Source organism: Streptomyces sp. NBC_01508, from assembly GCF_045040315.1.
Taxonomy (GTDB): domain Bacteria; phylum Actinomycetota; class Actinomycetes; order Streptomycetales; family Streptomycetaceae; genus Streptomyces.
The window spans coordinates 225,534-247,641 of record NZ_CP109419.1 but is presented as its reverse complement, the minus strand read 5'-3'; the positions used below and the strand labels follow the sequence as shown (position 1 = coordinate 247,641).

The 22,108-nt window shown below is 70.3% G+C and carries 20 protein-coding genes and 1 pseudogene; 16 read left to right on the top strand and 5 right to left on the bottom strand.

Annotated elements, in window-relative coordinates; genetic code table 11:
• Positions 1-476 precede the first annotated feature (476 nt).
• The 12 genes from OG700_RS01155 (at position 477) to OG700_RS01100 (ending at position 13,035) form a co-directional block, all read left to right on the top strand.
• Complete coding sequence (locus OG700_RS01155; RefSeq protein ID WP_405607473.1) at positions 477-1,199, top strand: aspartate/glutamate racemase family protein; 723 nt, start codon at positions 477-479, stop codon at positions 1,197-1,199.
• Positions 1,200-1,329: 130 nt separating this feature from the next.
• A complete protein-coding gene (locus tag OG700_RS01150) occupies positions 1,330-2,313 on the top strand; it encodes a membrane dipeptidase (RefSeq protein WP_405607470.1) in 984 nt (327 codons plus the stop codon).
• A gap of 46 nt (positions 2,314-2,359) precedes the next feature.
• Complete coding sequence (locus OG700_RS01145) at positions 2,360-3,967, top strand: phytoene desaturase family protein (protein WP_405607467.1); 1,608 nt, start codon at positions 2,360-2,362, stop codon at positions 3,965-3,967.
• Positions 3,964-5,598, top strand: coding sequence for an ABC transporter substrate-binding protein (locus OG700_RS01140; RefSeq protein WP_405607464.1), 1,635 nt, complete (start codon positions 3,964-3,966; stop codon positions 5,596-5,598). Before OG700_RS01145 ends, OG700_RS01140 begins: the two co-directional genes overlap by 4 nt.
• A 13-nt stretch (positions 5,599-5,611) precedes the next feature.
• Positions 5,612-6,562, top strand: coding sequence for an ABC transporter permease (locus OG700_RS01135; protein WP_405607461.1), 951 nt, complete (start codon positions 5,612-5,614; stop codon positions 6,560-6,562).
• A gap of 19 nt (positions 6,563-6,581) precedes the next feature.
• The gene (locus OG700_RS01130; RefSeq protein WP_405607458.1) at positions 6,582-7,529 is read left to right on the top strand and encodes an ABC transporter permease; all 948 of its coding nucleotides are present in this window, start codon (positions 6,582-6,584) and stop codon (positions 7,527-7,529) included.
• A gap of 15 nt (positions 7,530-7,544) precedes the next feature.
• Positions 7,545-8,567, top strand: a complete 1,023-nt coding sequence (locus OG700_RS01125; RefSeq protein ID WP_405607455.1) for an ABC transporter ATP-binding protein — start codon at positions 7,545-7,547, stop codon at positions 8,565-8,567.
• On the top strand, positions 8,564-9,661 hold the full coding sequence (locus OG700_RS01120; RefSeq protein WP_405607452.1) for an ABC transporter ATP-binding protein: 1,098 nt from the start codon (positions 8,564-8,566) through the stop codon (positions 9,659-9,661). The genes OG700_RS01125 and OG700_RS01120 overlap by 4 nt, the downstream gene beginning before the upstream one ends.
• Complete coding sequence (locus OG700_RS01115; RefSeq protein ID WP_405607449.1) at positions 9,658-11,148, top strand: aldehyde dehydrogenase family protein; 1,491 nt, start codon at positions 9,658-9,660, stop codon at positions 11,146-11,148. The genes OG700_RS01120 and OG700_RS01115 overlap by 4 nt, the downstream gene beginning before the upstream one ends.
• Positions 11,149-11,226: 78 nt before the next feature.
• Positions 11,227-11,517, top strand: coding sequence for a muconolactone Delta-isomerase (locus OG700_RS01110; RefSeq protein WP_405607446.1), 291 nt, complete (start codon positions 11,227-11,229; stop codon positions 11,515-11,517).
• A gap of 75 nt (positions 11,518-11,592) precedes the next feature.
• Positions 11,593-12,066, top strand: coding sequence for a GNAT family N-acetyltransferase (locus OG700_RS01105; protein ID WP_405607443.1), 474 nt, complete (start codon positions 11,593-11,595; stop codon positions 12,064-12,066).
• A 54-nt stretch (positions 12,067-12,120) separates the two neighbouring features.
• Positions 12,121-13,035, top strand: a complete 915-nt coding sequence (locus OG700_RS01100; protein WP_405607440.1) for an IS982 family transposase — start codon at positions 12,121-12,123, stop codon at positions 13,033-13,035.
• Between the two features lie 561 nt (positions 13,036-13,596).
• On the opposite strand, the pseudogene OG700_RS01095 reads toward OG700_RS01100, so the two are convergent.
• Together OG700_RS01095 and OG700_RS01090 are read right to left on the bottom strand one after the other, a co-directional pair.
• Positions 13,597-13,800, bottom strand: a pseudogene (locus tag OG700_RS01095) (SDR family oxidoreductase); the annotation flags it as partial.
• A 1-nt stretch (position 13,801) separates the two neighbouring features.
• Positions 13,802-13,951: a winged helix-turn-helix transcriptional regulator gene (locus OG700_RS01090; protein ID WP_405607437.1), complete on the bottom strand. Its 150-nt coding sequence runs from the start codon at positions 13,949-13,951 to the stop codon at positions 13,802-13,804.
• Between the two features lie 449 nt (positions 13,952-14,400).
• Between OG700_RS01090 and OG700_RS01085 the strand changes: the two genes are divergently transcribed.
• Both OG700_RS01085 and OG700_RS01080 read left to right on the top strand, forming a co-directional pair.
• Positions 14,401-15,093: a DUF998 domain-containing protein gene (locus tag OG700_RS01085; protein ID WP_405607434.1), complete on the top strand. Its 693-nt coding sequence runs from the start codon at positions 14,401-14,403 to the stop codon at positions 15,091-15,093.
• Between the two features lie 590 nt (positions 15,094-15,683).
• Positions 15,684-16,106: a VOC family protein gene (locus OG700_RS01080; protein ID WP_405607431.1), complete on the top strand. Its 423-nt coding sequence runs from the start codon at positions 15,684-15,686 to the stop codon at positions 16,104-16,106.
• A gap of 27 nt (positions 16,107-16,133) precedes the next feature.
• On the opposite strand, the gene OG700_RS01075 is transcribed toward OG700_RS01080, so the two are convergent.
• The 3 genes from OG700_RS01075 to OG700_RS01065 form a co-directional block, all read right to left on the bottom strand.
• A complete protein-coding gene (locus tag OG700_RS01075; protein ID WP_405607428.1) occupies positions 16,134-17,168 on the bottom strand; it encodes a FecCD family ABC transporter permease in 1,035 nt (344 codons plus the stop codon).
• Positions 17,165-18,238 (bottom strand): iron chelate uptake ABC transporter family permease subunit, encoded by a 1,074-nt coding sequence (locus tag OG700_RS01070; RefSeq protein WP_405607425.1) that lies wholly within the window; start codon positions 18,236-18,238, stop codon positions 17,165-17,167. The genes OG700_RS01075 and OG700_RS01070 overlap by 4 nt, the downstream gene beginning before the upstream one ends.
• A gap of 92 nt (positions 18,239-18,330) precedes the next feature.
• On the bottom strand, positions 18,331-19,077 hold the full coding sequence (locus OG700_RS01065; protein WP_405607422.1) for a helix-turn-helix domain-containing protein: 747 nt from the start codon (positions 19,075-19,077) through the stop codon (positions 18,331-18,333).
• 139 nt (positions 19,078-19,216) lie between these two features.
• On the opposite strand from OG700_RS01065, the gene OG700_RS01060 reads away from it, so the two are divergent.
• The gene (locus OG700_RS01060) at positions 19,217-20,206 is read left to right on the top strand and encodes an ABC transporter substrate-binding protein (protein ID WP_405607419.1); all 990 of its coding nucleotides are present in this window, start codon (positions 19,217-19,219) and stop codon (positions 20,204-20,206) included.
• Positions 20,206-21,987 (top strand): siderophore-interacting protein, encoded by a 1,782-nt coding sequence (locus OG700_RS01055; protein ID WP_405607416.1) that lies wholly within the window; start codon positions 20,206-20,208, stop codon positions 21,985-21,987. Before OG700_RS01060 ends, OG700_RS01055 begins: the two co-directional genes overlap by 1 nt.
• Positions 21,988-22,108 lie beyond the last annotated feature (121 nt).

Below are 22,108 nucleotides of genomic sequence, written 5' to 3'. Positions count from 1 at the left end.
GGGACGCGCACCGGTCCACGAGGCCGGACCGGCGGTGGGGACGCGTACCGCCCGTGCGGGGAGACCGCCTCGTTGACCAGCCGGTCCCGCACGGTCGGCAGGCCCGGAGGGCGACGGTTCCGATTCCCGCACGGCGCAGGCCCGTTCCCAGGGGTCCATGCCCATCCAGTCCCAGGCCTCGTGCGAGCCGCAGGCCCCCGGCCGACGTATGCCCACACTGCTTCTTCGCGCCGAAAATCTCCCCATTGACCTGACCGAAACGCGTAGGTACATTGTCCCAAACAATCTGGTCCACTGTCCCAGATTGCTCCGCAGTAGGCGCCTACCTCGGCTGATCCCAGAGGGAAGGCGGGACCTTTGCCGCTGTACCGGGTGGCGTTCCACGCAGCAGAATCTGTGCACCACATCGGCTTCGGTAGACCTGCCCGGCGCCTTCACCTTCCCGTATACACAGCTCACTTCAGGAGAAATGCCCCATGATGCTCGGCTGGCGCGCACGAATCGGACAGATCCGCCCGGCGACCGCGATCGAAGGGGCGGAGGAGTGGCGCTCGGTCGCGCCCACCGGAGTGGCCTTCGCCGACGCCCGGACCATCGTTCCCCGCGTCGACGCGGAGGGGCTGCGAGAAATGATGAGCCAGGTACTCGACGCCTCCCGGCAACTCGCCACCGCGAAGGTGGACCTGATCGTGCAGTGCGGCGCGCCAGGCACCTTCATACCGGGCCCCGGCACCGACCAGAAGGTCACCGACGAGATCAAGGCCGAGACCGGGATTCCCGCGATCACCATGATGCAGGCGACCGTCGACGCCCTGCGCGCCGTCGGCGCCACCTCGGTCGCCGTCGGCAGCATCTACACGGACGAGGTCAATGAGGCGCTGCGCGCGTACCTCACCGCCATCGGCTTCGAGGTGCCCGTGATGGAGGGGCTTCAGATGACCGACCCCTACGAGGCCAGCGTCCACGACGCGGACAGCGCCTACCGGCTCGGGCGCAGGCTGCACAAGGCCGCCCCCGACGCCGACGCGCTGCTGATCTCCTGCGGTACCTACCGGACTTTCGAGATCCTGCCCTACCTCGAAATGGACACCGGCCGCCCCGTGGTGACCAGCAATCAGGCATCTCTGTGGAGTGCCCTGCGGACCCTGGGGCTCCGCGACGAGATCCCTCAGCTCGGCCGCCTCGGCCGCGAGGTCTGACACCCGGCCGTGCGCACCGCGGCAAAGCCGCGCCACCGCACCCACCGCACCCACCGTTCACACCGAGCCGCGCGGCCGGGCCGTCACCACGCCCGGACCACGCGGCCCACCCGCCTGAAGAGGAAAGCACGTGCTGGTAGACGCATTGCAGTTCGTCAAGCCCGCCCGCGAGCGGTTCGAGGAGTGGCACGCCGCCGGGATAGCCGGCGTCCACGCCACCGTCGCCATCTGGGAGAACTCCACCGAGACCATGCGCGAGGTCGGCCGCTGGCAGCGGCTGCTCGCGGAGAACGCCGACCTCCTGCGGGAGGGCCGCTCGGCCGACGACATCCGCGCGGCGGGGAACGACGGCCGTACCGCCGTCGTCCTCGGATTCCAGAACAGCAGCCCCTTCGAGGACGACCTCGACCTCGTCGGCGCCTTCCACCAGGCCGGGGTACGGATCGCCCAGCTCACCTACAACACCCAGAACTCCGCCGGCGCGGGCTGCTGGGAAGGCGACGACGCAGGCCTTTCCCGCACCTATGGAATCAATCTGATCCGGGAGATGAACCGGGTGGGAATGCTGATCGACGTCTCCCACTGCAATGAGCGCACCTCCCTCGAAACCCTTGAGGCGTCCGAACGACCGGTGGCGATCACCCATGCCAATCCCCGGGGATTCGTGGGCGAGAACGTCGAACTTGCCTTCCGTAACAAATCCGACACGGTCCTGAAGAAGGCCGCCGAATCCGGCGGCGTCGTGGGCCTGAGCATGTACCCGAGAATCGCTCCCAACGGTGTCGACTGCACCGTCGACGAATTCTGCGACATGGTCGCCCACACCGTCGATCTGATCGGCGTCGACCACGTCGGACTCGGCTCCGACTACTACGCCGGCCAGGGCGACGAAGAACTCCACTGGTGGCGGCAGGGCCGCTGGAGCCGTAAGCCCATGGTCCCAATCTCCGGACCCGTCGAATTCCCCGGGTGGTTCGCCGCGGGCAGTGGCTACGCCACCGTCCTGGAACACCTGCGCAAGCGCGGATTCAACGAGAGCGAGGTCGAGCGGATCTCCGGCGGCAACTGGCTGCGCATGTTCGACGCCGGCTTCGTGGCCGATCCCCAGAACTGACGGCTGCGCGGACAACGCGGTGCGAGCGGAGAGGAATGTCGGGAGCATGAACCGGTTTGACGTCGTGGTCGTCGGGGGCGGCCACAACGGGCTGGTGACAGCCGCCTATCTGGGCCGGGCGGGACTGCGCGTCGCCGTGGTCGAATCCCGTCAGCGCCTCGGCGGGCCCTGCGGAGGCTACGAGTTCCTGCCCGGCCGCAGCCTCGCTTTCACCAACTCGCCCGGGTCGCTCAACCCGGCTGTCGTCAGCGAACTGCGGCTGGCCGACCACGGTCTCCGGTTCATCCGGGCCGATCCGACCGTCGTCCAGCAGTTCGACGGCCGGTGCTTCCTCGGCTGGCGCGACCCCGCCCGTGTCGACCGGCAGCTCGACGCCTTCGCGCCGGGCGAGGCCGACCGCTACCGAGGGCTGATCAGCGATCTGGAACGGCTCGGCGCGAGCCTTCGGGTCTCCCTGGACGACCCCCCGCCCGCTCTGCGCGCACTGCGGGAGCGGCTGGCCGACCCGGCGGAGCACAAGCTCTTCACCGCCGTCTTCGACGGCAGCCTCACCGGGCTGCTCGACGAGCGTCTCCGGTCGGACCAGGCCAAGGCGCTGCTCGCCCTGCTGGCGCTGAACGCCCAACTCGTACCGCCCTCCACGCCCGGCAGCGCCGTCGGACTGATGATGCGCCCGTTCGCCCTGGCCGCGGCGGGCGCCGCCAACCCCGGCGACGCCGCCGAGCGGGTCGCGCTCCGCGGCTCCACCGGTCTCCCGGTCGGGTCGATGAGCGCGATCGTGGACGCGCTGGCGGACTGCTGCCGCGCCCACGGCGTCACCCTGCGCACCGGCTCCCCGGTGGCGCGGATCCTGCACGGCGACGCCGGCGTCCGAGGCGTGGTCACCGCGTCCGGCGAGGAGTTCACCGCCGACCGGGTGGTGTCGGCGGTCAACCCTGTCCACCTCTTCCGCGACCTGCTGGACGACGCGGCGATGGGCCCCGAGATCCGCGCGGAGGTCATGGGTACGGCGATGCGCGGATCGGCGTTCAAGGTCGTCCTGGAGGTGGACTCGCTGCCCGCCTACGCGGGGCTGCCCGAGGACGCGGACCCCGACCGGGTGCGGGCCTGCCAGTTCCGGGTGGGCTCCTCGCTCGGACAGATCGAGGAGTCGGTCTCCCAGGCACTGCGGGGCCACGCGAGCGAGCAGCCCCTGATGTGGGGGCTGATACCGACCCTCACCTCACCCGGCCTCACCCCGGGGAACACCCACCTCATCAGCGTCAACGCCTGGCACGCCCCCTACCGCCCGCACGACGGCCCCTGGGACGCCGAGCGTACGGAGCGGTTCGGCCGCAGGTGCGTCGACGAACTCTCCCGGCTGATGCCGGGACTGGCCGAGCGCGTCATCGACCACCGGTTCATGAATCCGGTGGAGATCGAGAGTGAACTGGGCCTGCTGGAAAGCAACATCACCCATGGGGACATGCTGCCCGGAAATCTCTTCGGGGCCCGCCCGCACCCCGAAGTCGCCGGGTACCGCACCCCTCTCCAGGGCTTCTACGTCAGCGGCGCCGGGACATGGCCCGGCGGCTACGTCACCGGAACACCCGGCAGGAACACGGCCGGAGCGGTTCTCCACGACCTTCACCACGAGCAAAGGCGACAAGCATGAGGCTTTCGCGCCGCGGTGGGCCGAAGCGCCCACGCACCGGACAACTCAGCCGAATAGCGAGCGGTATGGCCGTCGCGGGCGTCCTGCTCACCGGCTGCAGCGCCAATCCGTCCTTCGGCCGCGACTCGCAGACCCTGATCATCGGCGCCGAGGGAGAGATCCCCACGCTGGATCCGCACCGCGCCTCCGGCACCCCGGTGCTCCGGGTCATCGACGCCCTCTTCGATCCGCTGATCCGCGAGGACCTCGGCACCGAGACGGCCCAGGCGCCCGAACTCCGCCCCGCGCTCGCCGAATCCTGGCAAGCCTCCCCGGACGCGCGAACGTACACCCTCAAGCTCCGCAAGGGGGTCGACTTCGCCGACGGTTCGCCCTTCGACGCCGCGGCCGTCAAAGCCAACTTCGACCGGATCATGAACGAGAAGTCCGACTTCCACGACCCGACGGCCGCCGGCAACATGAAGTTCCTGACCCGCTGGATCAAGAAGGTCGAGGTCCGCGACCCGCACACCGTCACCCTCGGACTCACCGAGCCGTACGCCGGCCTCCCCAGGGTGCTCACCGACCGCCGGATGTCGATCATCAGCCCCAAGGCGCTGCGCGCCCACCGGCCCGACGACATCGGCCTGCACCCCGTAGGTACCGGCCCCTTCACCCAGCAGTCCGCCGATCGCGGCAAGCGCATCACCCTGAAGCGGAACTCCGCCTACTGGGGCGGCGTCCCCAAGACCCCCTCCATCATCGTGGAGTCCGTCACCGACCCCACCACGCTCGCCATCGCCGCCCAGACCGGCGAGGTGGACGCGATCCTCAGCGCCGGGGCCCAGCAGGTCCAGCAGCTCGCCGACGGCGGCACCATGACCGTGCAGTACCCCGAGCCCGCCAACCAGTACTTCCTGCGCCTCAACACCCGGATCGCCCCCACCGACAACGCCGTCTTCCGGCAGGCGCTCAACCACGCCGTCGACCGCCGGGCGATCGCCACCCTCACCGGCCAACAGGTCGCCCCGTCGACCGGGCCGCTGCCCCGGGGTAACGAGGCGTACCAGGAGGACCCCGGAGCCGCGGCCGACTCCTACGACCCCGAAGAGGCCCGCCGGCTCATCCGTGAGAGCGGAGTGCCCACCCCCGTACGGCTGCGGATGCTCGCACCCGACAGCGGCCCCGGATTCTCCCAGGCCACCGAGATCATGTCGCTCATCCAACAGGACCTCAAAGCGGTCGGCGTCCAACTGGACACCCAGTACATGGAGTTCGCCTCGCTCGTCGCCGAAGAGGGCAACGGCTACAACGACACCACCCACGGCTCCTTCAACGGATGGACCACCGGAGCCGACGCCGCCGACTTCCTGGAGCGGATGTTCAGCGGGGAACTGCATCCCCCCGACGGCGTCAACCGCGGCTGGTACCAGAACCGGGACGTCGACGCCCTCTTCGACCGCGCCCGGGGCGAACCCGGCGTGGACCGCCGCACGGCGCTCTACCGGGAAGCCGCCGCCGGCATCGCGGCCGACGCGCCCTGGGTCTTCCTCTACCAGGACCGGCTGCCGCGCCTGCTGAGCCGCACGGTGGACGGAGTCGTGCCCGCCGCGTCCGTCTACATCGACTACACCACCATCCGCCGCCGGTGAGGAGATCACAGCCATGAAGGCCACTGCGGCACCACCCCGCCCCGACGCCGTGCGGGCCGCGTCCCCTCGGCGGCGCACCCGCCTGCGCGCGCTCGTCGGCTCCGGCAACACCACCGTCCTCATCGGCGGCGCCATCGTCGCCGCCACGATCCTCATCGCTCTGCTCGCGCCCCTGATCACCCCGGACGACCCGCTCGCCACCAACCCCTCCTCCATCGGGCTCGGCCCCTTCAGCGACGGCCACCTTCTGGGCACCGACGAGGTCGGCCGCGACATCCTCAGCCGGCTGATGTACGGCACCCGGCTCGCCCTGCTGGTCGCCGTGCTGCCGACGCTGGCGGCGCTCGTCATCGGCGGTTGTATCGGACTGCTCTCCGGCTACGTCGGCGGCTGGCTCGACAGCATGCTCATGCGGATCTTCGACGTGATGTTCTCCTTCCCCGGGATCCTGCTCGCCCTCGGCATCGGCGTCGCACTCGGCCCCGGCGTCACCTCGATGGTCATCGCCATGGTCGTGGTCACGATCCCCGAGTTCGGACGGATCGTCCGGGGCAATGTCATCGCCCTGCGGCAGGAGCAGTACGTGGAGGCCGCGGGCGCCCTCGGCTACGGCCATCTGCGCATCGCCTTCCGCCACATCACCCCCAACCTGCTCGGCGGCGTGGTCGTCTTCGCCACCCTCCAGACCGGCCGCAACGTCATTCTCAGCTCCAGCCTCGCCTTCCTCGGCCTGGGCGCACAGCCGCCCACACCCGACTGGGGCCAGATGCTCAGCGGCGGACGTGCCCTGCTGGTGACCGCACCACATGTCGCCACCATCCCCGGCCTCGCGATCGTCGTGCTCGCCGTCGGGTTCAACCTGCTCGGGGACGGCATCCGCGACCGTCTCGACCCGCGCAGCCGCAAATCGCGGGCGGCCCGCGGCGGCGGACGCACCCCGTGGACCCGGCGGAGCCGGTCATGAACAGCCTTGGAGATTCGCCATGCTGACCTTCACGCTGCGCCGCGCGCTGCACATGCTCCCGGTCATTCTGGGGGTCACCATCGCCACCTTCGGCCTCGGCCAGATCATCCCCGGCGACCAGGCGAGCGCCCTGCTCGGCCCCACTTCCTCCGAGGAGGACCGCCAGGCACTCCGCCAGGACCTCGGCCTGGACCAACCCGCCGTCTCCCGCTACTTCACCTACCTCGGCAGCCTCCTCAACGGCGATCTGGGCCGCTCGCTCTCCTTCGGCCGGCCGGTCTCCGAAGTCCTCTCCGACCGGCTGCTCAACACCCTGCTGCTGTCGGGCACCGCGATCGTCGTCGCGGCGGTCGTCGGCGTCGCCATCGGCACCTGGGCCGCGCAGAAGCCCGGCTCGACCCGGGACCGCGGCCTCACCGTCGGCGTGCTGTTCTTCAACTCCGTACCGTCGTTCTGGTTCGGACTGGTGCTCATCGTTGTCTTCTCGCTGCAACTGCGGATGCTTCCCGCCACCGGGATGACGTCCATAGGCGGCGGCGGAGCCCTCGACGTCGCCGCCCACATGCTGCTGCCGGTCATCACCCTCGCCGCCTGGTCGCTGGCGGTCATCGCCCGGATGACCCGCTCATCGGTGCTGGAGGTGATCGGCAACGACTACGTCCGCACCGCCCGCTCGCGCGGCGTCGGCGAGTTCCGGGTGATCGTCCGCCATGTGCTTCCCAACGCCATGCCGTCCGTCATCACGGTGATCGGCCTGCAGGCGGGCTTCCTGCTCAGCGGCGCGGTGCTCACCGAGACGGTGTTCTCCTGGCCGGGCATCGGCCTCGCACTCCACCAGGCCATCTCCACCCGGGACATCCCCCTCGTACAGGGCGGGATCCTCGTGATCGCCATCGCGTTCGTGCTGATCAACTTTCTGGTCGACGTGCTCCAGGCGTACTTCAACCCGAAGATCAAACTGGCTTAGAGGGAGGAAATCACCGTGACCGTACTGGAAGTTGAACACCTCAAGGTCGCCTACCGCGGCCAGGACCGGAACGACGGCACCCCCCTGGAGACCGTGCGCGACGTCTCCTTCGGCGTCGCCGCCGGCGAATCGCTCGGCGTCGTCGGCGAGTCCGGCTGCGGCAAGAGCCAGACCATGCTGGCGGTGCTGCGGATGCTCGCCCCCACCGGCGTCGAGATCTCCGGCCGGGTGACCTTCGACGGCAGGGACCTGACCACGCTCACACCCCGGCAGATGAGGACCGTCCGGGGCTCCGGCATCGGACTCGTCTCCCAGGACGCGCTCTCCGCGCTCAACCCGGCCATGACCATCGGCACGCAGATGGCCGAACCCCTCATCCATTACGACGGGTTCAGCCGACGGGAGGCCGCCACGCGGTGCGCCGAACTCCTGGACCTCGTCGGCCTCCCCGCCGCCCGCGAACGGCTCCGCAGCTACCCCCACGAACTCTCCGGCGGCATGCGCCAGCGCGTTCTGATCGCCATGGCCATCAGCCGCGAACCCCAGATCCTGATCGCCGACGAACCCACCACCGCACTCGACGTCACCATCCAGTCCCAGGTGCTCCAGCTCATCGACCGGCTCCGCAAGGACCTCCGGATGGCCCTCATCCTCATCACCCACGACCTCGGGGTCGTCGCCGGGGTCACCGACCGGATCGCGGTGATGTACGCGGGCCGGATCGTGGAGATGGCCCCCACCACCGCGCTCTTCGACAACCCCGGCCACCCGTACACCCGAGCGCTCATGGAGTCCATTCCCCGGATGGACCGCGAGCGGGTCGAGCACCTGCCCGCCATCCCCGGCTTCCCGCCCGACCCCGCCGCACCGCCGCCCGGCTGCGCCTTCCAGCCCCGGTGCACCGACGCCCGCGCGACGTGCGAGGACTCCGTCCCCGAACTCCTTCCCCTCATCTCCACCGCCCCCGGGCACGTCGTCCGCTGCCCCTACACCGCACCGGTCCCCATCGGCGCGGACCACCGAGAAGGGCGCTCATGAACGCCGCCGGCACCCTGCCCTCCGCCACCGCCGGACCACCCGACGCACCCGACGCCGTCGCCGTCACCGGCCTGCGGGTCCACTTCCCCCTCCGCACCGGGGTGCTGCGCCGGGTCACCGGCACCGCGCACGCCGTGGACGGGGTCTCCTTCACCGTGCCGGCCCGCGGCATCGTCACCATCGTCGGCGAGAGCGGCAGCGGGAAGACCACCACCGGGCGCGCCCTGGTCGGCCTCTCGCCCATCACCTCGGGCCAGGTCAGCGTGCACGGCCGCCCCCTGGACGAGATCCGCCGCGAGGGCTCGCTGCCCCGGCTCGCGCAGATCGTCTACCAGGACCCGTACGCCAGCCTCAACCCCCGGATGACCATCAGGGCGATGATCCGCGAGGTCATCTCCGTGCACCGGACGGTGCCCCGCGAGCAGATCCGCGAGCGGGTTGACGAACTCCTCGGGCAGGTCGGTCTCCGCGCGGAGCTGGCCGACCGCCATCCCCATGAACTCTCCGGCGGGCAGCGCCAGCGCGCGGCCATCGCCCGTGCCCTCGCGGTCGAACCCCGCTTCATCGTCTGCGACGAGATCGTCTCCGCGCTCGACGTCAGCATCCAGGGCCAGATCGTCAATCTCATCAAAGACCTCCGCCGCGAACAGGACGTCAGCTTTCTCTTCATCTCCCACGACATGAGCGTGGTACGGCACATCTCGGACCATGTCATCGTCATGTACGGCGGCCTGATCATGGAGAGCGGCCCCTGCGACGAGGTGTTCTCCGCGCCCCGCCACCCCTACACGCACGCGCTGCTGGCGGCCGTGCCCGTGCCCGACCCCCGGGCACCCGGCCTCCGCGGCGGGATCCGCACCCGCGCGGAACCCCCGGACCCGGCCGATCCGCTGCCGGGCTGCCGCTTCCAGCGCTCCTGCCCGTTCGCCACCGAGGTCTGCCGTACTGGCGCACCGCCCCCGACCGTCGCAGTCGGGGCGGCCGGACACACCCTCGCCTGCCACCACGCCGACACCCCCGACGTACGAGCCGCCCTGTCCACGCAAACCCCCTCCACGCAGCCCCCGTCCCAGGAAAGGACCACCACTCCATGACCACCCCCGACACCCCGCCGGCCATCGAGGACTACACCTCCCACACGGGCGGGGCCCGGCGCGCGCCGGCCGGTACGGCGGTGCCGCTGACCGACCCGGCGACCGGGGAGGTCTGGGCACGTGCGTACCAGGACCCTGACGCCGTGGACGCCGCCGTGGAAGCAGCCCGCGCCGCCTTCCTCGCCCCCTCCTGGGGCGCGCTCCCCGCCCACGCCCGCGCCGATCTGCTGCACCGCCTCGGCGATGTGCTGGTCGCGCACACCGAGGAACTCGCGGCGCTGGAAACCCGTGCGAACGGCAAACCCCTCACAGCCACCCGGGGCGAGGTCGGCGCGCTGGCCCGCTGGTACCGCTACTTCGCGGGAGTGGCGGAGACCATGCAGGACATCTCGCGTCCGCTCAGCGGCACGGCGAGGGCGCTCATCACGCAGGAACCGCTGGGCGTCGTCGCCGCGCTCACCCCCTTCAACGGCGCGCTCTCGCTGGGCTCCTGGAAGCTCGCCCCGGCCCTGGCCGCAGGCAACACCGTGATCCTCAAGCCGCCGCCGCAGGCCCCGGCCTCCTCGGTGCGCCTCGCCGAACTGGCCCTGGAGGCGGGGTTCCCGCCCGGGGTGATCGGCGTCGTCATCGGCGGCGCCGACGAGGGCCGCCGCCTCACGGACCATCCCGACGTCGCCATGGTCACTTTCACCGGCAGCACCGCTGTCGCCCGTACGCTCGGGGCACGCGCGGCCGAGCGGATGAAGCGTTACGTCTGTGAGGCCGGCGGCAAGTCCGCGCATATCGTCTTTGCCGACGGCGATCTCGACGCCGCTGTCGTAGCGGCCCGGCAGGGCGCTTTCGCCGCGGCCGGCCAGACCTGTGTCGCGGGCTCCCGGGTACTCGTACAGCGCGAGGTGTACGAGGAGTTCCTACGGCGGTACGGGGAGGCGGTCGGGCTGCTGCGGGTCGGCGACCCCCGCGATCCGCGCACCCACGTCGGACCGGTGGCCTCGGCGGCGGCTCTGACGCGGATCGAGGGATATGTGGACGACGCCCTGGCGAAGGGCGCGCGGGCCGTCACCGGCGGGCGGCGGGCCACGGTCGCCGCGCCCGCCGCGGCGGGCTTCTGGTACGAGCCGACCGTGCTGGCCGACGCCGCACCCGACCTCGCGGTCTGCCGGGAGGAGATCTTCGGCCCGGTCGTCACCGTGCACCCCTTCGACACCGAGGACGAGGCGGTCGCGCTCGCCAACTCCGTGGAGTACGGCCTGGCCGCGGGCTTCTGGACCCGCGACGCCGCTCGCGCGCACCGGGTGGCCCGACGGCTGGAGGCGGGCGTGGTCTGGGTGAACACCTACCGGCTGCTGCACTGGAGTGTGCCGTTCGGCGGCTACAAGCAGTCCGGCCTGGGGCGGGAGAACGGCGTCGAGGCCGTCGCCGAGTTCCTTCAGACGAAGTCGGTCATCACCGAACACGGCACCCCGGCCGACCCGTTCGGCAACTGACCGCCCGCAGCCGCTCGCTTGCCCGCTGGCCCGCCCGCCTCAGGAACCTCCCAGCCTCACAGGAACAGGACGCGTCCCATGGAATTTCTCGTCAACATCCGGATCACCTGGCCCGAGGCCATGGACCCCGAACGCAAGGCGGCGGTCTCCGACGAGGAGCGCCGCCGCGCCGCCGAACTCGCCGCGTCCGGATCCCTGGTCCGTATGTGGCGGGTGCCCGGCCGGACCGAGAACTGGGGACTGTGGCGGGCCGCGGACCCCACCGAACTCCACACCATCATCTCGTCGCTGCCGGTCTGGCCCTGGATGGACGTCACGGTGCACGCTCTGGCGGCCCACCCGGTCGATCCGGGGCCGACGGCCCCCTAGATGATCAATTCCAAGGGGTCGTTGGACGGTCGTAGGCAGTTTCGCTTCGTCGGATCGGTCTGCGAGAGTTTGGCCATGAGTGACGTTGTTATCCGTCGGGCCGAGTCCGATGACGCGACCGCGCTGGCAGCCATGCGCTGGCGGTTCAAGGTGGAGGACGGCGGAGATGAAGTCCCGCGGAACGAAGAGGAGTTCACCGCCGAGTGCGAGCAGTGGCTGCGTTCCCGGATGGTCGGGCCGTGGCGTGCCTGGGTTGCGGAAGTGGGCGGTCGGCCCTGTGGTCACGTGTTCGTGTGTCTTGTGGAGAAGGTCCCCAGTCCCTACCCGGGTTCCGACGCCCTGGGCTACGTGACGAACTTCTACGTCGCCCCTGAACAGCGCAATCGCGGTCTGGGCAAGGCCCTGCTCGACGAGGCCACCGGCTATGCGCGCGTTCGCGGCCTGGATACGTTGATCGTGTGGCCGTCTGAGCGCAGTGCGCCGCTGTACCGGCGCTGCGGATTCGACGGACCGGACGAGCTCCTCGAACAGCCTGTCGCGCCCAGCTGAGCGAAGTTCTCGCACTGCCTGCGCGGACGATGCGAGGGCGCCCAAGGTCAGTCTGTGACGAACGACCTGGACACCCTCGCGACCGCACTCTATGTGAAGACCGACGACCTGCTGAAGGACTCGCCGCAATTCGCCCCGCAGCGTCCGGCCGTGGGCATCGTGCCGCAGCTCAGCGACGCCGAGCTGGTAACGCTGGCGATGATGCAGGCGATGCTCGGTTTCACCTCCGAGGCCCGCTGGCTGCGCCACGCCGGCGCCCACCTGCGCCACCTCTTTCCGTACCTGCCCCAGCAGCCCGGCTACAACAAGCGGCTGCGCAAGGCCGCCGAACTGATCCGCCGGGTCACCCGGGCACTGGCCCGCGACACCACACTGTGGAGCGACGACGTGTGGGTGGCGGACTCCACGCCCGTCGAGTGCGGGCGCTCCCGAGAGACCGTCAAACGCTCCGACCTGGCCGGATGGGCCCAGTACGGCTACTGCGCCAGCCACTCGCGCTACTTCTGGGGACTGCGGCTGCATCTGGTCTGCACCCTTCACGGCCTGCCGATCGCGTTCGCACTCACCGGGGCCAAGGCAGACGAGCGCGAGACCCTGCTCGACCTGCTCGCCGTCGAACCCCGTCTCACCGCCGAACACCCGGGACAGACACTGATCGGAGACAAGAACTACTTCGGCCGAGAGTTCGAACAGCGGCTCGCCGACCTGGACATCCGCCTCCTGCGGCCGGCCCGCAAGGGCGAGCCACAGCGAGCCGGATCACAGCTGTTCAAGCCACTGCGCCAGGTCATCGAGTCGGTCAACGAGACCTTCAAGGGCCAGCTCGACCTCGAACGACACCGAGGCCGCACCCCCAATGGTGTGACCGTCCGAGTCCTGCAACGCATCCTCGCGCTCACCGCCGCGATCTGGCACAACGACCGCACCGGCCAGCCGACCATGCGCACGCTCACTGCCTACGACCACTAAGCCCCTTGGAATTGATCATCTAGGGCATGTTTCGAAAGTCCCGCCTGGCCGACGACGCCTGGCACGCGCACTCGCCGCGTTGTCGGAATCATCCAAGTACGCCCAGTACGAGAACGATCCTCCGCCTTGCGATCGCACGCACCAGACGCCGTCGGCCCCGCCTTTCGGGCGGACGGCGCTACTTTCGCAACACGCCCTAGGTCCTGTCCGGCGGGTCTTCGGGGGTCCGGGTCGCCTGGCACGGCGCCTCGCTTCGTTGACAGCGTTTTCGAAGGCATCCGAGTACGTCCAGTACGAGGCCGATCCTCCGCCTTGCGACGCACCGCACCGGATGCCCCGGGCTGATCCCCGAAGCGCCGCCGGACAGGACCTGGCAGCAACTCGTCGGCCTCAAGGAACTGCTCGGCATCCGGACCGAATGGCGTGCCTGACCGCGTCGGACCTTTTCGGCACCCCGATCGGCGCGGATCGTCTGAGGGCGATCCCGCTCTGTGGGCGGCCGGGCCGGTTCCTGGTTCTGGACGGTCGTGAACTATCCGGCCGTCGTGTCGCCGTCGTTGGTCAGACGCGTGGACCGAGGAACAGGCCGCCGCTCGCGTCGATTACCTGGCCGGTGATCCAGCGAGCGGCGTCGGACGTGAGGAAGGCGACCACATCGGCGACGTCGTCGGGCCCGCCCAACCGGTCGAGCGCGGTGACGGCGGTGATCTGTTCGGCGAGGCCCGGTGCGTCGAAGACGGCTGCGTTGGCCGCAGTCCTGGTGGCTCTAGAGTTCGGCACCGTTCCCGGTCAGTTCGTACTCGACTCGGGGTGGTGTCTCCTCGAACAGGGTCCGCCGGACGATCCCGTCCGCCTCGAACTCCCGTAGTTGCTGGGTGAGGACCTTCTCGCTGACGCCGGGGAGGCTGCGGCGCAATTCGCCGAATCGATCGAGCCGCTCGTCCAGCGCCCGGGGCCTGCCGCTGATGTGGAACTCCCGCCGGGCGGGGGTGCTGTCCTGGCTTGGCTGGTGCCGGGACCGCGGCCATGGAAGGGGGCGACGGTTTCCCAGTCGTTGCCCGTGCCCTCGGTGATCGCCTGCAAGGCGGCGAACGCCGCCGGGAACCATGGCTCGTCTTTCCGATGGCCATCGAGTCGGACGCGAACGAGTGAGCGGCGGCTAAGCGCTTTCCTCGCCCGTGAGTTGCCAGAAGTCGCTGTCACTCCGCCAGGTCCCGCAGGGTGCTGTCCGTTACCCGCTCGGCGGGGACTGTACGAGCCCCCGCGCGTGCCGGGGCCGCTCCGTTCGATGAGTTTTCCGGTCGCGGCTGGTCTCTACCCATTGAGTCCCAGTGATGTCGACCAATTACCCCGGAGGAAGATCCCATGGCCCACACGACGAACGACACGAGCACCGACAGGCACGCCCCCGTCAACTCCGCGACCTCGATTCGACCGTCGACGCGGGCCCTGCTGGGCGCCGGGATCGTGGCCGGCCCGCTGTTCCTGGGCGTGGGTGTGATCCAGGGCCTGACGCGAGAGGGCTTCGACTTCACCCGCAACGCCATCAGCCAACTCAGTCTGGGCTCCCTGGGATGGATCCAGGTGGTCTCCTTCCTCATCGCCGCCACGCTGATGGTCTGCGGTGCGATCGGGATGCACCGGGCGATGCGCGGCACCCCCGGCGGAGTCTGGGTTCCCCGGCTGATCGGTGTGCTCGGTGTCGCGTTCCTGGTCTCCGGGATCTTCAAGGCCGACCCGGGCAAGGGATTCCCGGCGGGCACGCCGGTGGATTCGGCCGGCTCGATCAGTACGCACGGCGCCGTACACCTCGTGGTGGGCATGGTGGGCTACCTCGCTCTGTGTGCCGCGTTCTTCATCGTGGCCCGGCACTTCGCGGCCGAGGACCGACGTGGTTGGGCCATTGCCTGCCGCATCGTGCCGGTGTTGGTGTTCGCGGGCTTCGTGGGCTCTTCCTCGGCCGTCTTGAGCTTCACCGCCGGAGCCGGGCTCGGACTCCTCGCGCTCTCCGCCGTGACCGCCCGGCTGCTCACCACCAGATCCCCGGCGCGGGGATAGACCCGGCGTCCCTCGCCCAGCCACGGAACGTGCCCGGCGCACCTTCCCTGCCCCTTCCCTGCCCCTTCCCTGCCCCTTCCGTGTCCGCGAACACAACACATCGCGACGTCCGGGGCAGGCTCGACCCGCGCAGAGCCAGGATCCGGGGAGTCCTGCGCCCTGGGCGGGTAGAGATGCCCAACTACGGTCGTCCCGCGCCACGTAACAGCCCGGAGTGCGAGGTTGGGCGCCGACCCGCAGGGGCGTGGAGCCCAGGATGTCGTCGCAGGGGGGCGAGTTCCCGCGTGGATGTCAGGCCGCTGGTGCCGTAACTCGCCCCTGCGGGTCTTCCGCCGGCGTTCACCCTGGCGGTGATCGACTAGGCCCTGTCCGGCGGATCTTCGGGGGTCCGGGACGCCTGGCACGGCACCTCGCTTCGTTGTCGGCGTTTTCGAAGGCATCCGAGTACGTCCAGTACGGGCACGATCCTCCGCCTTGCGACGCACCGCACCGGACGCCCCGGGCCGATCCCCGAAGATCCGCCGGACAGGACCTGGCCGAGGTCGATGACTTCTGGTGCCCTCCAGCGGCTGGACTACAGTTGGCCCACCATGCCCGATCTCTTCGGAATCAACCATCTGACTCTGTCCACGACCGACCTCGACCGGCTCGTGGCGTACTACACGGAGTTGCTCGGAGCGGCGCTCGCATTCGAGCGCGCCGCAACCCTTTCCGATCCTCGGATCGCAGTCATCGATGTCGGCGGGGACGACCACCTGATGATCGTCGAAACCGCTACCGCCCCCACCACTGATCTCGATTCCCGCTGCAATGCGGGATGGGGGCTGCGCGTGGGAACATACGCGCAACTGTGTGAGGTTCGCGATCACATCCTGGGCGCCGGGTGGCCGGTCGGGCAGATCGAGACACTGCCCACGCAGTGGACGATGACAGCTCGCGATCCCGATGGACGCCCGGTGGAGGTTCGAGCCCATCGCCCACGCACCGCATTGCCGTCACGAACCACCGACTGACAGTTGCCCGGCTTCCAGAGCATGCACCTAGAACCCCCGTCGGGACTCCCGTACCAGCAGGGCCAGCAGATACGCCCCGCCGACGCACACGGTCACCGCACCTGTCGGTAGCGACACACCGGGAATCGCGTGCTGCGCCGCGATGTCGGCACTGAGCAGCAGCAGCGCGCCGACGAGCGCCGCACCTGCGAGGTCGACGGAGGTTCCTCGCCCGGTGAGACGGCGGGCGATCTGCGGCGCGGCCAGCGCGACGAAGGCGATGGGGCCCGCCGCAGCGGTCACCGCGGCTGTCGCGGCAACGCCGAGAACGACCAGCAGCAGCTTCGTGCGCTCGACGGGTACTCCCAGCATCGCCGCAGTGTCGTCGCCCAGTTCGAGCCATCGCAAGCGGCGCTGCGCCACGGGGGCCATCAGTGCGACCCCCGCCGTCAGGACGGAGGCCATCACGATGGCGGGCCAGCCGATGGCGCTCAGTGAGCCGGCACCCCACACCGCGGCCCTCAACGCGGTGTCCACATCGGCCTTCACCGAGAACCACGTGTTGACCGAGGACAGCAACGCACCGACCGCGATACCCACGATGATGAGCCGGAAGCCCCGCACACCCCGCCGGAACGCCAGCAGATATACGGCGAGGGCGGTGACAAGGCCGCCGACGAGCGCGCCGGCCGCGAGCGCCTGGTAACTGCTCGCGCCCGCGAGCAGCGTGAGGACGACACCGGTGTAGGAGCCGGTGGTGAAGCCGATGACGTCGGGGCTGCCGAGCGGGTTACGGGTCAGGGACTGGAAGATCGCGCCGCCCACGGCGAGGGCGGCGCCGAACAGTGCGGCGGCGACGATGCGCGGCGCCCGCCAGTCCAGGACGACGGTGCGGATGCTGTCCGTGGCTGTGCCCGACATGACCGCGGTCAGGTCGCCGAGGCTCAGCGGGTAGCTGCCGAGTGTGAAGGCCCACAGGGCCAGCGCGACGAGCGCGATCCACAGCAGCCCGCACACGGTGACCGCGCGGCGCGTCGCTCGCAGGCTCAGAGGCCCCGCTCTGAGGACGAACACCCCGTTCACAGCTCCCTCATCCGGCTTCGGCGCACCAGCAGGATCAGTACGGGCGCGCCGATGAGCGGCATCATGACGCCGACCTGCAACTCGGCGGGGATCAGGATCAGCCGGCCCAGGACATCGGCGAGCAGCACGATCACCGGGGCGAGGACGGCGGAGTAGGCGAGGATCCAGCGCCAGTCGGGCCCGGTGAGCCATCGCACGGCGTGCGGCACCAGGAGACCGACGAACATCAGCGGGCCCGCCGCGGCCGTCGCCGCACCGCACAGCAGGGCCACCGCGATCACCACACCGCACCGGGTCGCGCCGACCCGCAGCCCGACAGCCCGTGCCGCGTCGTCGCCGAGTGCGATCGCGTTGAGCGGGCGCGCACAGCAGACGGCGGCCAGCAGGCCGGCCAGGACGAAGGGCACGATGTCACCGGCGGTGCCCGTCGGGCGGTCGGTGATGGTGCCCGCTCCCCAGAACCTCATGCGGTCGAAGGTCTCCGTGTCGATCAGGGCGAGGGTCTGGGAGATGCCGGTCAGCACCGCCGTGAAAGCGACCCCGACGAGGGTGAGCCGCAGTGGCGATGGCCCGGCCCGTCCGCCGCTCGCGGCGAGGTAGACCACGACCGAACCGGCGATGGCGCCGACGAAGGCGAAGGGCAGATACTGCTCGATGCGCGTGACGCCGAAGACGGCCACGCCCAGGGTGACGGCGAAACCCGCGCCGGCGTTGACGCCGAGGACACCCGGGTCGGCGAGCGGATTGCGGGTGAGTGCCTGGATGAGTGCTCCCGCCACGCCCAGGGACACACCGACGACGATGCCGAGCAGGGTGCGGTCCACCCGGGCTGCGCTGATCGTGGCGTGCGACGCGGAGCCGTCGGGAGCGGTCAGCGCCTGCCACACCACGTCGAGGGGGAGCATCGCCGAGCCGATCGCGACACTGAGCAGCACCGCCACGAGGAGCGTGCCGACGGCTACGCCCAGGCCGATGAGCCGGCGCGTCCTGCGACGCGGCGACCGTGCCGACGCGGCCGGTGCCGACGCGGCCGGTGGTGGCGCGGCCGTCCTCCCGAGCGCCTGTGTCATCGAACCTCCCTGAGCGATCCGCCGCCCGGACAGCCCGAAGTACCGTGCGTGATCGACGTAGGTGAACTGACTGAAACTGCCTGGCTCCCGGCTCAGTGCCCTCCGAGCGCCCCCACCGCGTCAGCCGCGAGCGCACTCACGGGCACCCCGGACTCACGACTGAGCGCGCGCAGCAGTCCCGCCCGGGTCGCGTAGCCCGCTGCTCTGGCCGCGGCCGTCAGCTCACCCCCGCCGCGGAGGTGTTCGACGGCGGCGTTCATCCTGGCCCGGTTGCGCCACCGTGTGAAGGGCAGTCCGGTCTCGTCGAGGAAGACGCGCTGCACCTGACGAGGGCTCATCCGGTGCTGTACGGCGAGCCCTTCCAGCGTCATGGCGGGAGTGCGCAGGGCTTCGCGGGCGAGTGCGCGCACCGCTGGATGGGTGGGCGGCACGACCGGGAAGTACGGCCGGGAGATGCCTCTCAGCACGCGCCCCAGTGCCTGACGGAAGGGCAGGACCTGCTCCGCCGTGCTCGGTGCCGCGCCGAGAATGGTGGTCATGAGTTCGATAATCGCGGGTACGGCCCCGAGCGGCTGCACACGGCATCGGGGCAGGTCGGTGGGGTTCAGGGTGGGGCCGAGTGCCATTCCGCCCGGCTCGATCCGCAGCGCGTGCGCCACGTGGGGAGCGAGCCAGACGGCCTCGTGTCGCGTGAGCCGCCACTCCTCGCCGCCCGTGGACAGGCGGGCGTTGCCGGATACCAGGTAGACGAGGTGCGGCTCGTCGTGCCGATGGGTGTCGTGCCCGAAAAAGCGGATGGCGTTCTCGGCGACCACGGTGCCGAGGGATGTCACCGGCAAGCGTGCCTCCCGTTGTCTGCGCGGCGTCGTGTCCGTCACCCGCGATGTCGCACTCGGATCAGTACGACGGAAAAAGTCAGGTTAGCCTCACCTTACCAACAGCTCGAACGTGCGAGCTTGCCCAGTCACATGAGGTCCCATGTCTGCTCCTGCCCGCCTTCTCACCTTTGCGCTCGCCGCCGCGCTGACCCTCACCGGCTGCTCGGCTGCCTCCGCCCCCTCGGGCGACGGCGACAAGGCGCCCGCCGCGAAGTCCCGTACCGTCAAGACCGACTACGGCGAGGTGAAGGTGCCGGCCGATCCCAAGCGGGTGGTCGTGCTGAACCACGCACTCGCCGGGTATCTCTACGACCTCGATGTGCCGGTGCACGCCACGATTCCCGAGGACGCCGACGGCAAGGGCAAGTTCTCCCCGTACTGGGAGAAGGAGGCGAAGGGCGACGGCACGACGTTCCTGCCGTGGAGTGTCGACGGCTTCGATCTGGAGGCGATCCTCGCTCTTGAGCCCGACCTCATCGTCGGCGGAGGCATCGGCTTCCCGCTGTTCCAGGCGGAGAAGGTGTACGACAACCTCTCCGACATCGCTCCCACCGTCCTCGTGGGCAAGGAACTCGGCGACTGGCAGAGCCAGTTCTCCTTCCTCGCCGACGACGTGTTCGGAAAGGACGACGTCTACGACCGGCACCTGGCCGCCTACGACAAGCGGATCGCCGAGGTGAAGGAGGCGATCGAGCCGCCGCCCGGCCCCGTGTCCTTCCTCGCCCTCACCGGCGACGGCACCGCCTACGGCCTGGTGGAGAGCGTGGGCCTGCCCACCGAGTTGAAGAAGGTCGGCATCGAGCCGGCGCCGGTCTTCGCCGAGGGTGGTTTCAAGGCGTACGGGGGAGGCGGCGACATGTTCGAGCTGTCGACCGAGAAGGTGGGCCAGACGATCACCCAGCCGTCCGTGTTCGTCATGGGCTTCAACGCCGACACGACCGACGTCACCACGCTGAAGAAGAACCCCGTCTACGGCGCACTGCCCGCCTTCAAGACGAATCACGCCTACGACCTGCCGCACTGGGTGCTGCGCGGCGACTACGACGAGTCGATGGCCCTGCTCGACAACATCGAGAAGCGGTTCTCCTGATGGGCTCCCAGCGCGCGTACACGACGCACCCCCTGGTTCTGCGCCGGGTCACCGTGCGCCGTGTGTACGAGGTGACTCCCAGGATGCGGCGAGTGGTCCTCGGTGGCGATGGTCTCGCCGCGTTCACCCGTGACGGAACCGTCCATCCCGCCTTCGCCGCACCCGGGTTCGACGACCACATCAAGCTGATCCTGGCCGCGGACGGGAACATCCAGGCGGCGCTCCCCGCCCAGTTGCCGCACGGCATCGAGTGGACACCGGCCGAACACCGGCTGACCCGCGACTACACACCCCGGCGGGTGGACCTTCAGCGGGGGGAGCTCCACCTCGACTTCGTGGTGCACGGCGAAGGGCCCGCGGAGACCTGGTCCGCGTCGGCGCGGGAGGGCGACGAGCTGTGGTTCGTCGGGCCCAAGTCGTCGCTGCGGCTGCCGGAACAACTGGACTGGATCCTTCTCGTCGGGGACGAGACAGCACTGCCCGCGATCGGCCGCTTCCTCGACGAACGCCCACTCGACGCCACGGCGCATGTCCTGGTGACCGTTCCGGACGACTCGGCGCGCCAGGAACTGGCGCTGCGCGACGGCGACACGATTACCTGGGTGGTCGCGGAGCCGGGTGAGGCGGCTGCACTGGACGCCGCCGTCCGCGCGCTGCCGGTGCCGGCGGGTGAGGGATACGCCTGGGCGGCGGCGGAGAGCCGGGCGCTGCTCCCCGTACGCCGGTATCTCCAGCGTGAACGAAAGCTCCCGAAGGACCGCCTGAACATCACCGGCTACTGGCACCGTGAAGAGGCCACCGCCCCGGAAACGGAGGGCACCGCCGATGTCGGCGCAGTCGCGCGGAACCCCGCCGGCAGCCGGATCCCGTCGCCGCTGCCGTGGCTGGCGGCACGGGCCGCGTTGCAGCTCGGCGTTGTCGACACGGTGGCCGACACACCGGGAATTCCGGCCGGCGCACTCGCGACACGCCTGGGCGTGCCCGGACCGGGGATCGACGTACTGCTTCCGCTGCTCGCCGCGTACGACGTGGTCGTCAGCGCCGGCGACGGGACGGGGCTGCGCCTCGGCCCGGCGGGCGAGGAACTTCTCGACGATCACGAGCGTGAGGAGTACACCGGCCACGAGGCCGAACTGCTGCTCGCCCTGGCCCACTTCGCTCCCGCGCTCCGCGACGGTATGTCCCCCTGGCGGCTCGCTTCGGGCACCACCCTGCACCACACGGTGACCCACGACGCGGAACGCTACGGTGAACTGGTCGAGGAGTGCGAGCAGTTGGTCTTCCTGCTGCACGGTCTGACGGCCGACCGCCTCTGGGAGGACGTCGGGAGCTGTCTGCTGACCGGGCCGGGCAGCGCCTCGGTGGTCGCCGCTCTCGACGACGCGGGACGGCGCCCGCGACTGCGGATCGCGGAGGACGCCACACCGGTCACGGTTCTGCGCGGACATGTGCCGGCACCGGAACGTATCGACTGGACACCCGGCCCCGTCGATGTCGCCGTCGCCGCGAAGGCCCTCGCCCACCGCACCGATCAGGAGGCCACACTGCTCCTCACCCGGCTCGCCGGCTGGACCCGGACAGCGGTCCTCGTCGAGGCGTCCCGCCCTGACGGCCTGAGCCCGTACGCGGCCGAGTCGGCCCTGCACGCGTACGGCGCGACCGGCAGCCCGCTACGCGACGCCGCCGCCATCGCGGCCATCGCGAAGCGGTCGGGCTGGGACGTCGACCGGACCATCGCGCTCGGCTGGGGCGCGGAGGCCACCGTCCTGCGCCGGACCTGACGCACGCACCACCGGACCGGGTGTCGCGGGGCAGGTGGGACTTCTCCAACATGGCCTGGACCATGACGACGACGGGGAGGAAGAGGCCAGGTGCCGGGCGGGGATGCACCCTGCCCACCCG

Coding starts and splice junctions, on each gene's coding strand:
- OG700_RS01155 (WP_405607473.1), top strand. CDS start 477: ATGATGCTCGGCTGGCGCGCACGAATCGGACAGATCCGCCCGGCGACC.
- OG700_RS01145 (WP_405607467.1), top strand. CDS start 2,360: ATGAACCGGTTTGACGTCGTGGTCGTCGGGGGCGGCCACAACGGGCTG.
- OG700_RS01140 (WP_405607464.1), top strand. CDS start 3,964: ATGAGGCTTTCGCGCCGCGGTGGGCCGAAGCGCCCACGCACCGGACAA.
- OG700_RS01135 (WP_405607461.1), top strand. CDS start 5,612: ATGAAGGCCACTGCGGCACCACCCCGCCCCGACGCCGTGCGGGCCGCG.
- OG700_RS01130 (WP_405607458.1), top strand. CDS start 6,582: ATGCTGACCTTCACGCTGCGCCGCGCGCTGCACATGCTCCCGGTCATT.
- OG700_RS01120 (WP_405607452.1), top strand. CDS start 8,564: ATGAACGCCGCCGGCACCCTGCCCTCCGCCACCGCCGGACCACCCGAC.
- OG700_RS01115 (WP_405607449.1), top strand. CDS start 9,658: ATGACCACCCCCGACACCCCGCCGGCCATCGAGGACTACACCTCCCAC.
- OG700_RS01110 (WP_405607446.1), top strand. CDS start 11,227: ATGGAATTTCTCGTCAACATCCGGATCACCTGGCCCGAGGCCATGGAC.
- OG700_RS01105 (WP_405607443.1), top strand. CDS start 11,593: ATGAGTGACGTTGTTATCCGTCGGGCCGAGTCCGATGACGCGACCGCG.
- OG700_RS01085 (WP_405607434.1), top strand. CDS start 14,401: ATGGCCCACACGACGAACGACACGAGCACCGACAGGCACGCCCCCGTC.
- OG700_RS01080 (WP_405607431.1), top strand. CDS start 15,684: ATGCCCGATCTCTTCGGAATCAACCATCTGACTCTGTCCACGACCGAC.
- OG700_RS01070 (WP_405607425.1), bottom strand. CDS start 18,238: ATGACACAGGCGCTCGGGAGGACGGCCGCGCCACCACCGGCCGCGTCG.
- OG700_RS01060 (WP_405607419.1), top strand. CDS start 19,217: ATGTCTGCTCCTGCCCGCCTTCTCACCTTTGCGCTCGCCGCCGCGCTG.
- OG700_RS01055 (WP_405607416.1), top strand. CDS start 20,206: ATGGGCTCCCAGCGCGCGTACACGACGCACCCCCTGGTTCTGCGCCGG.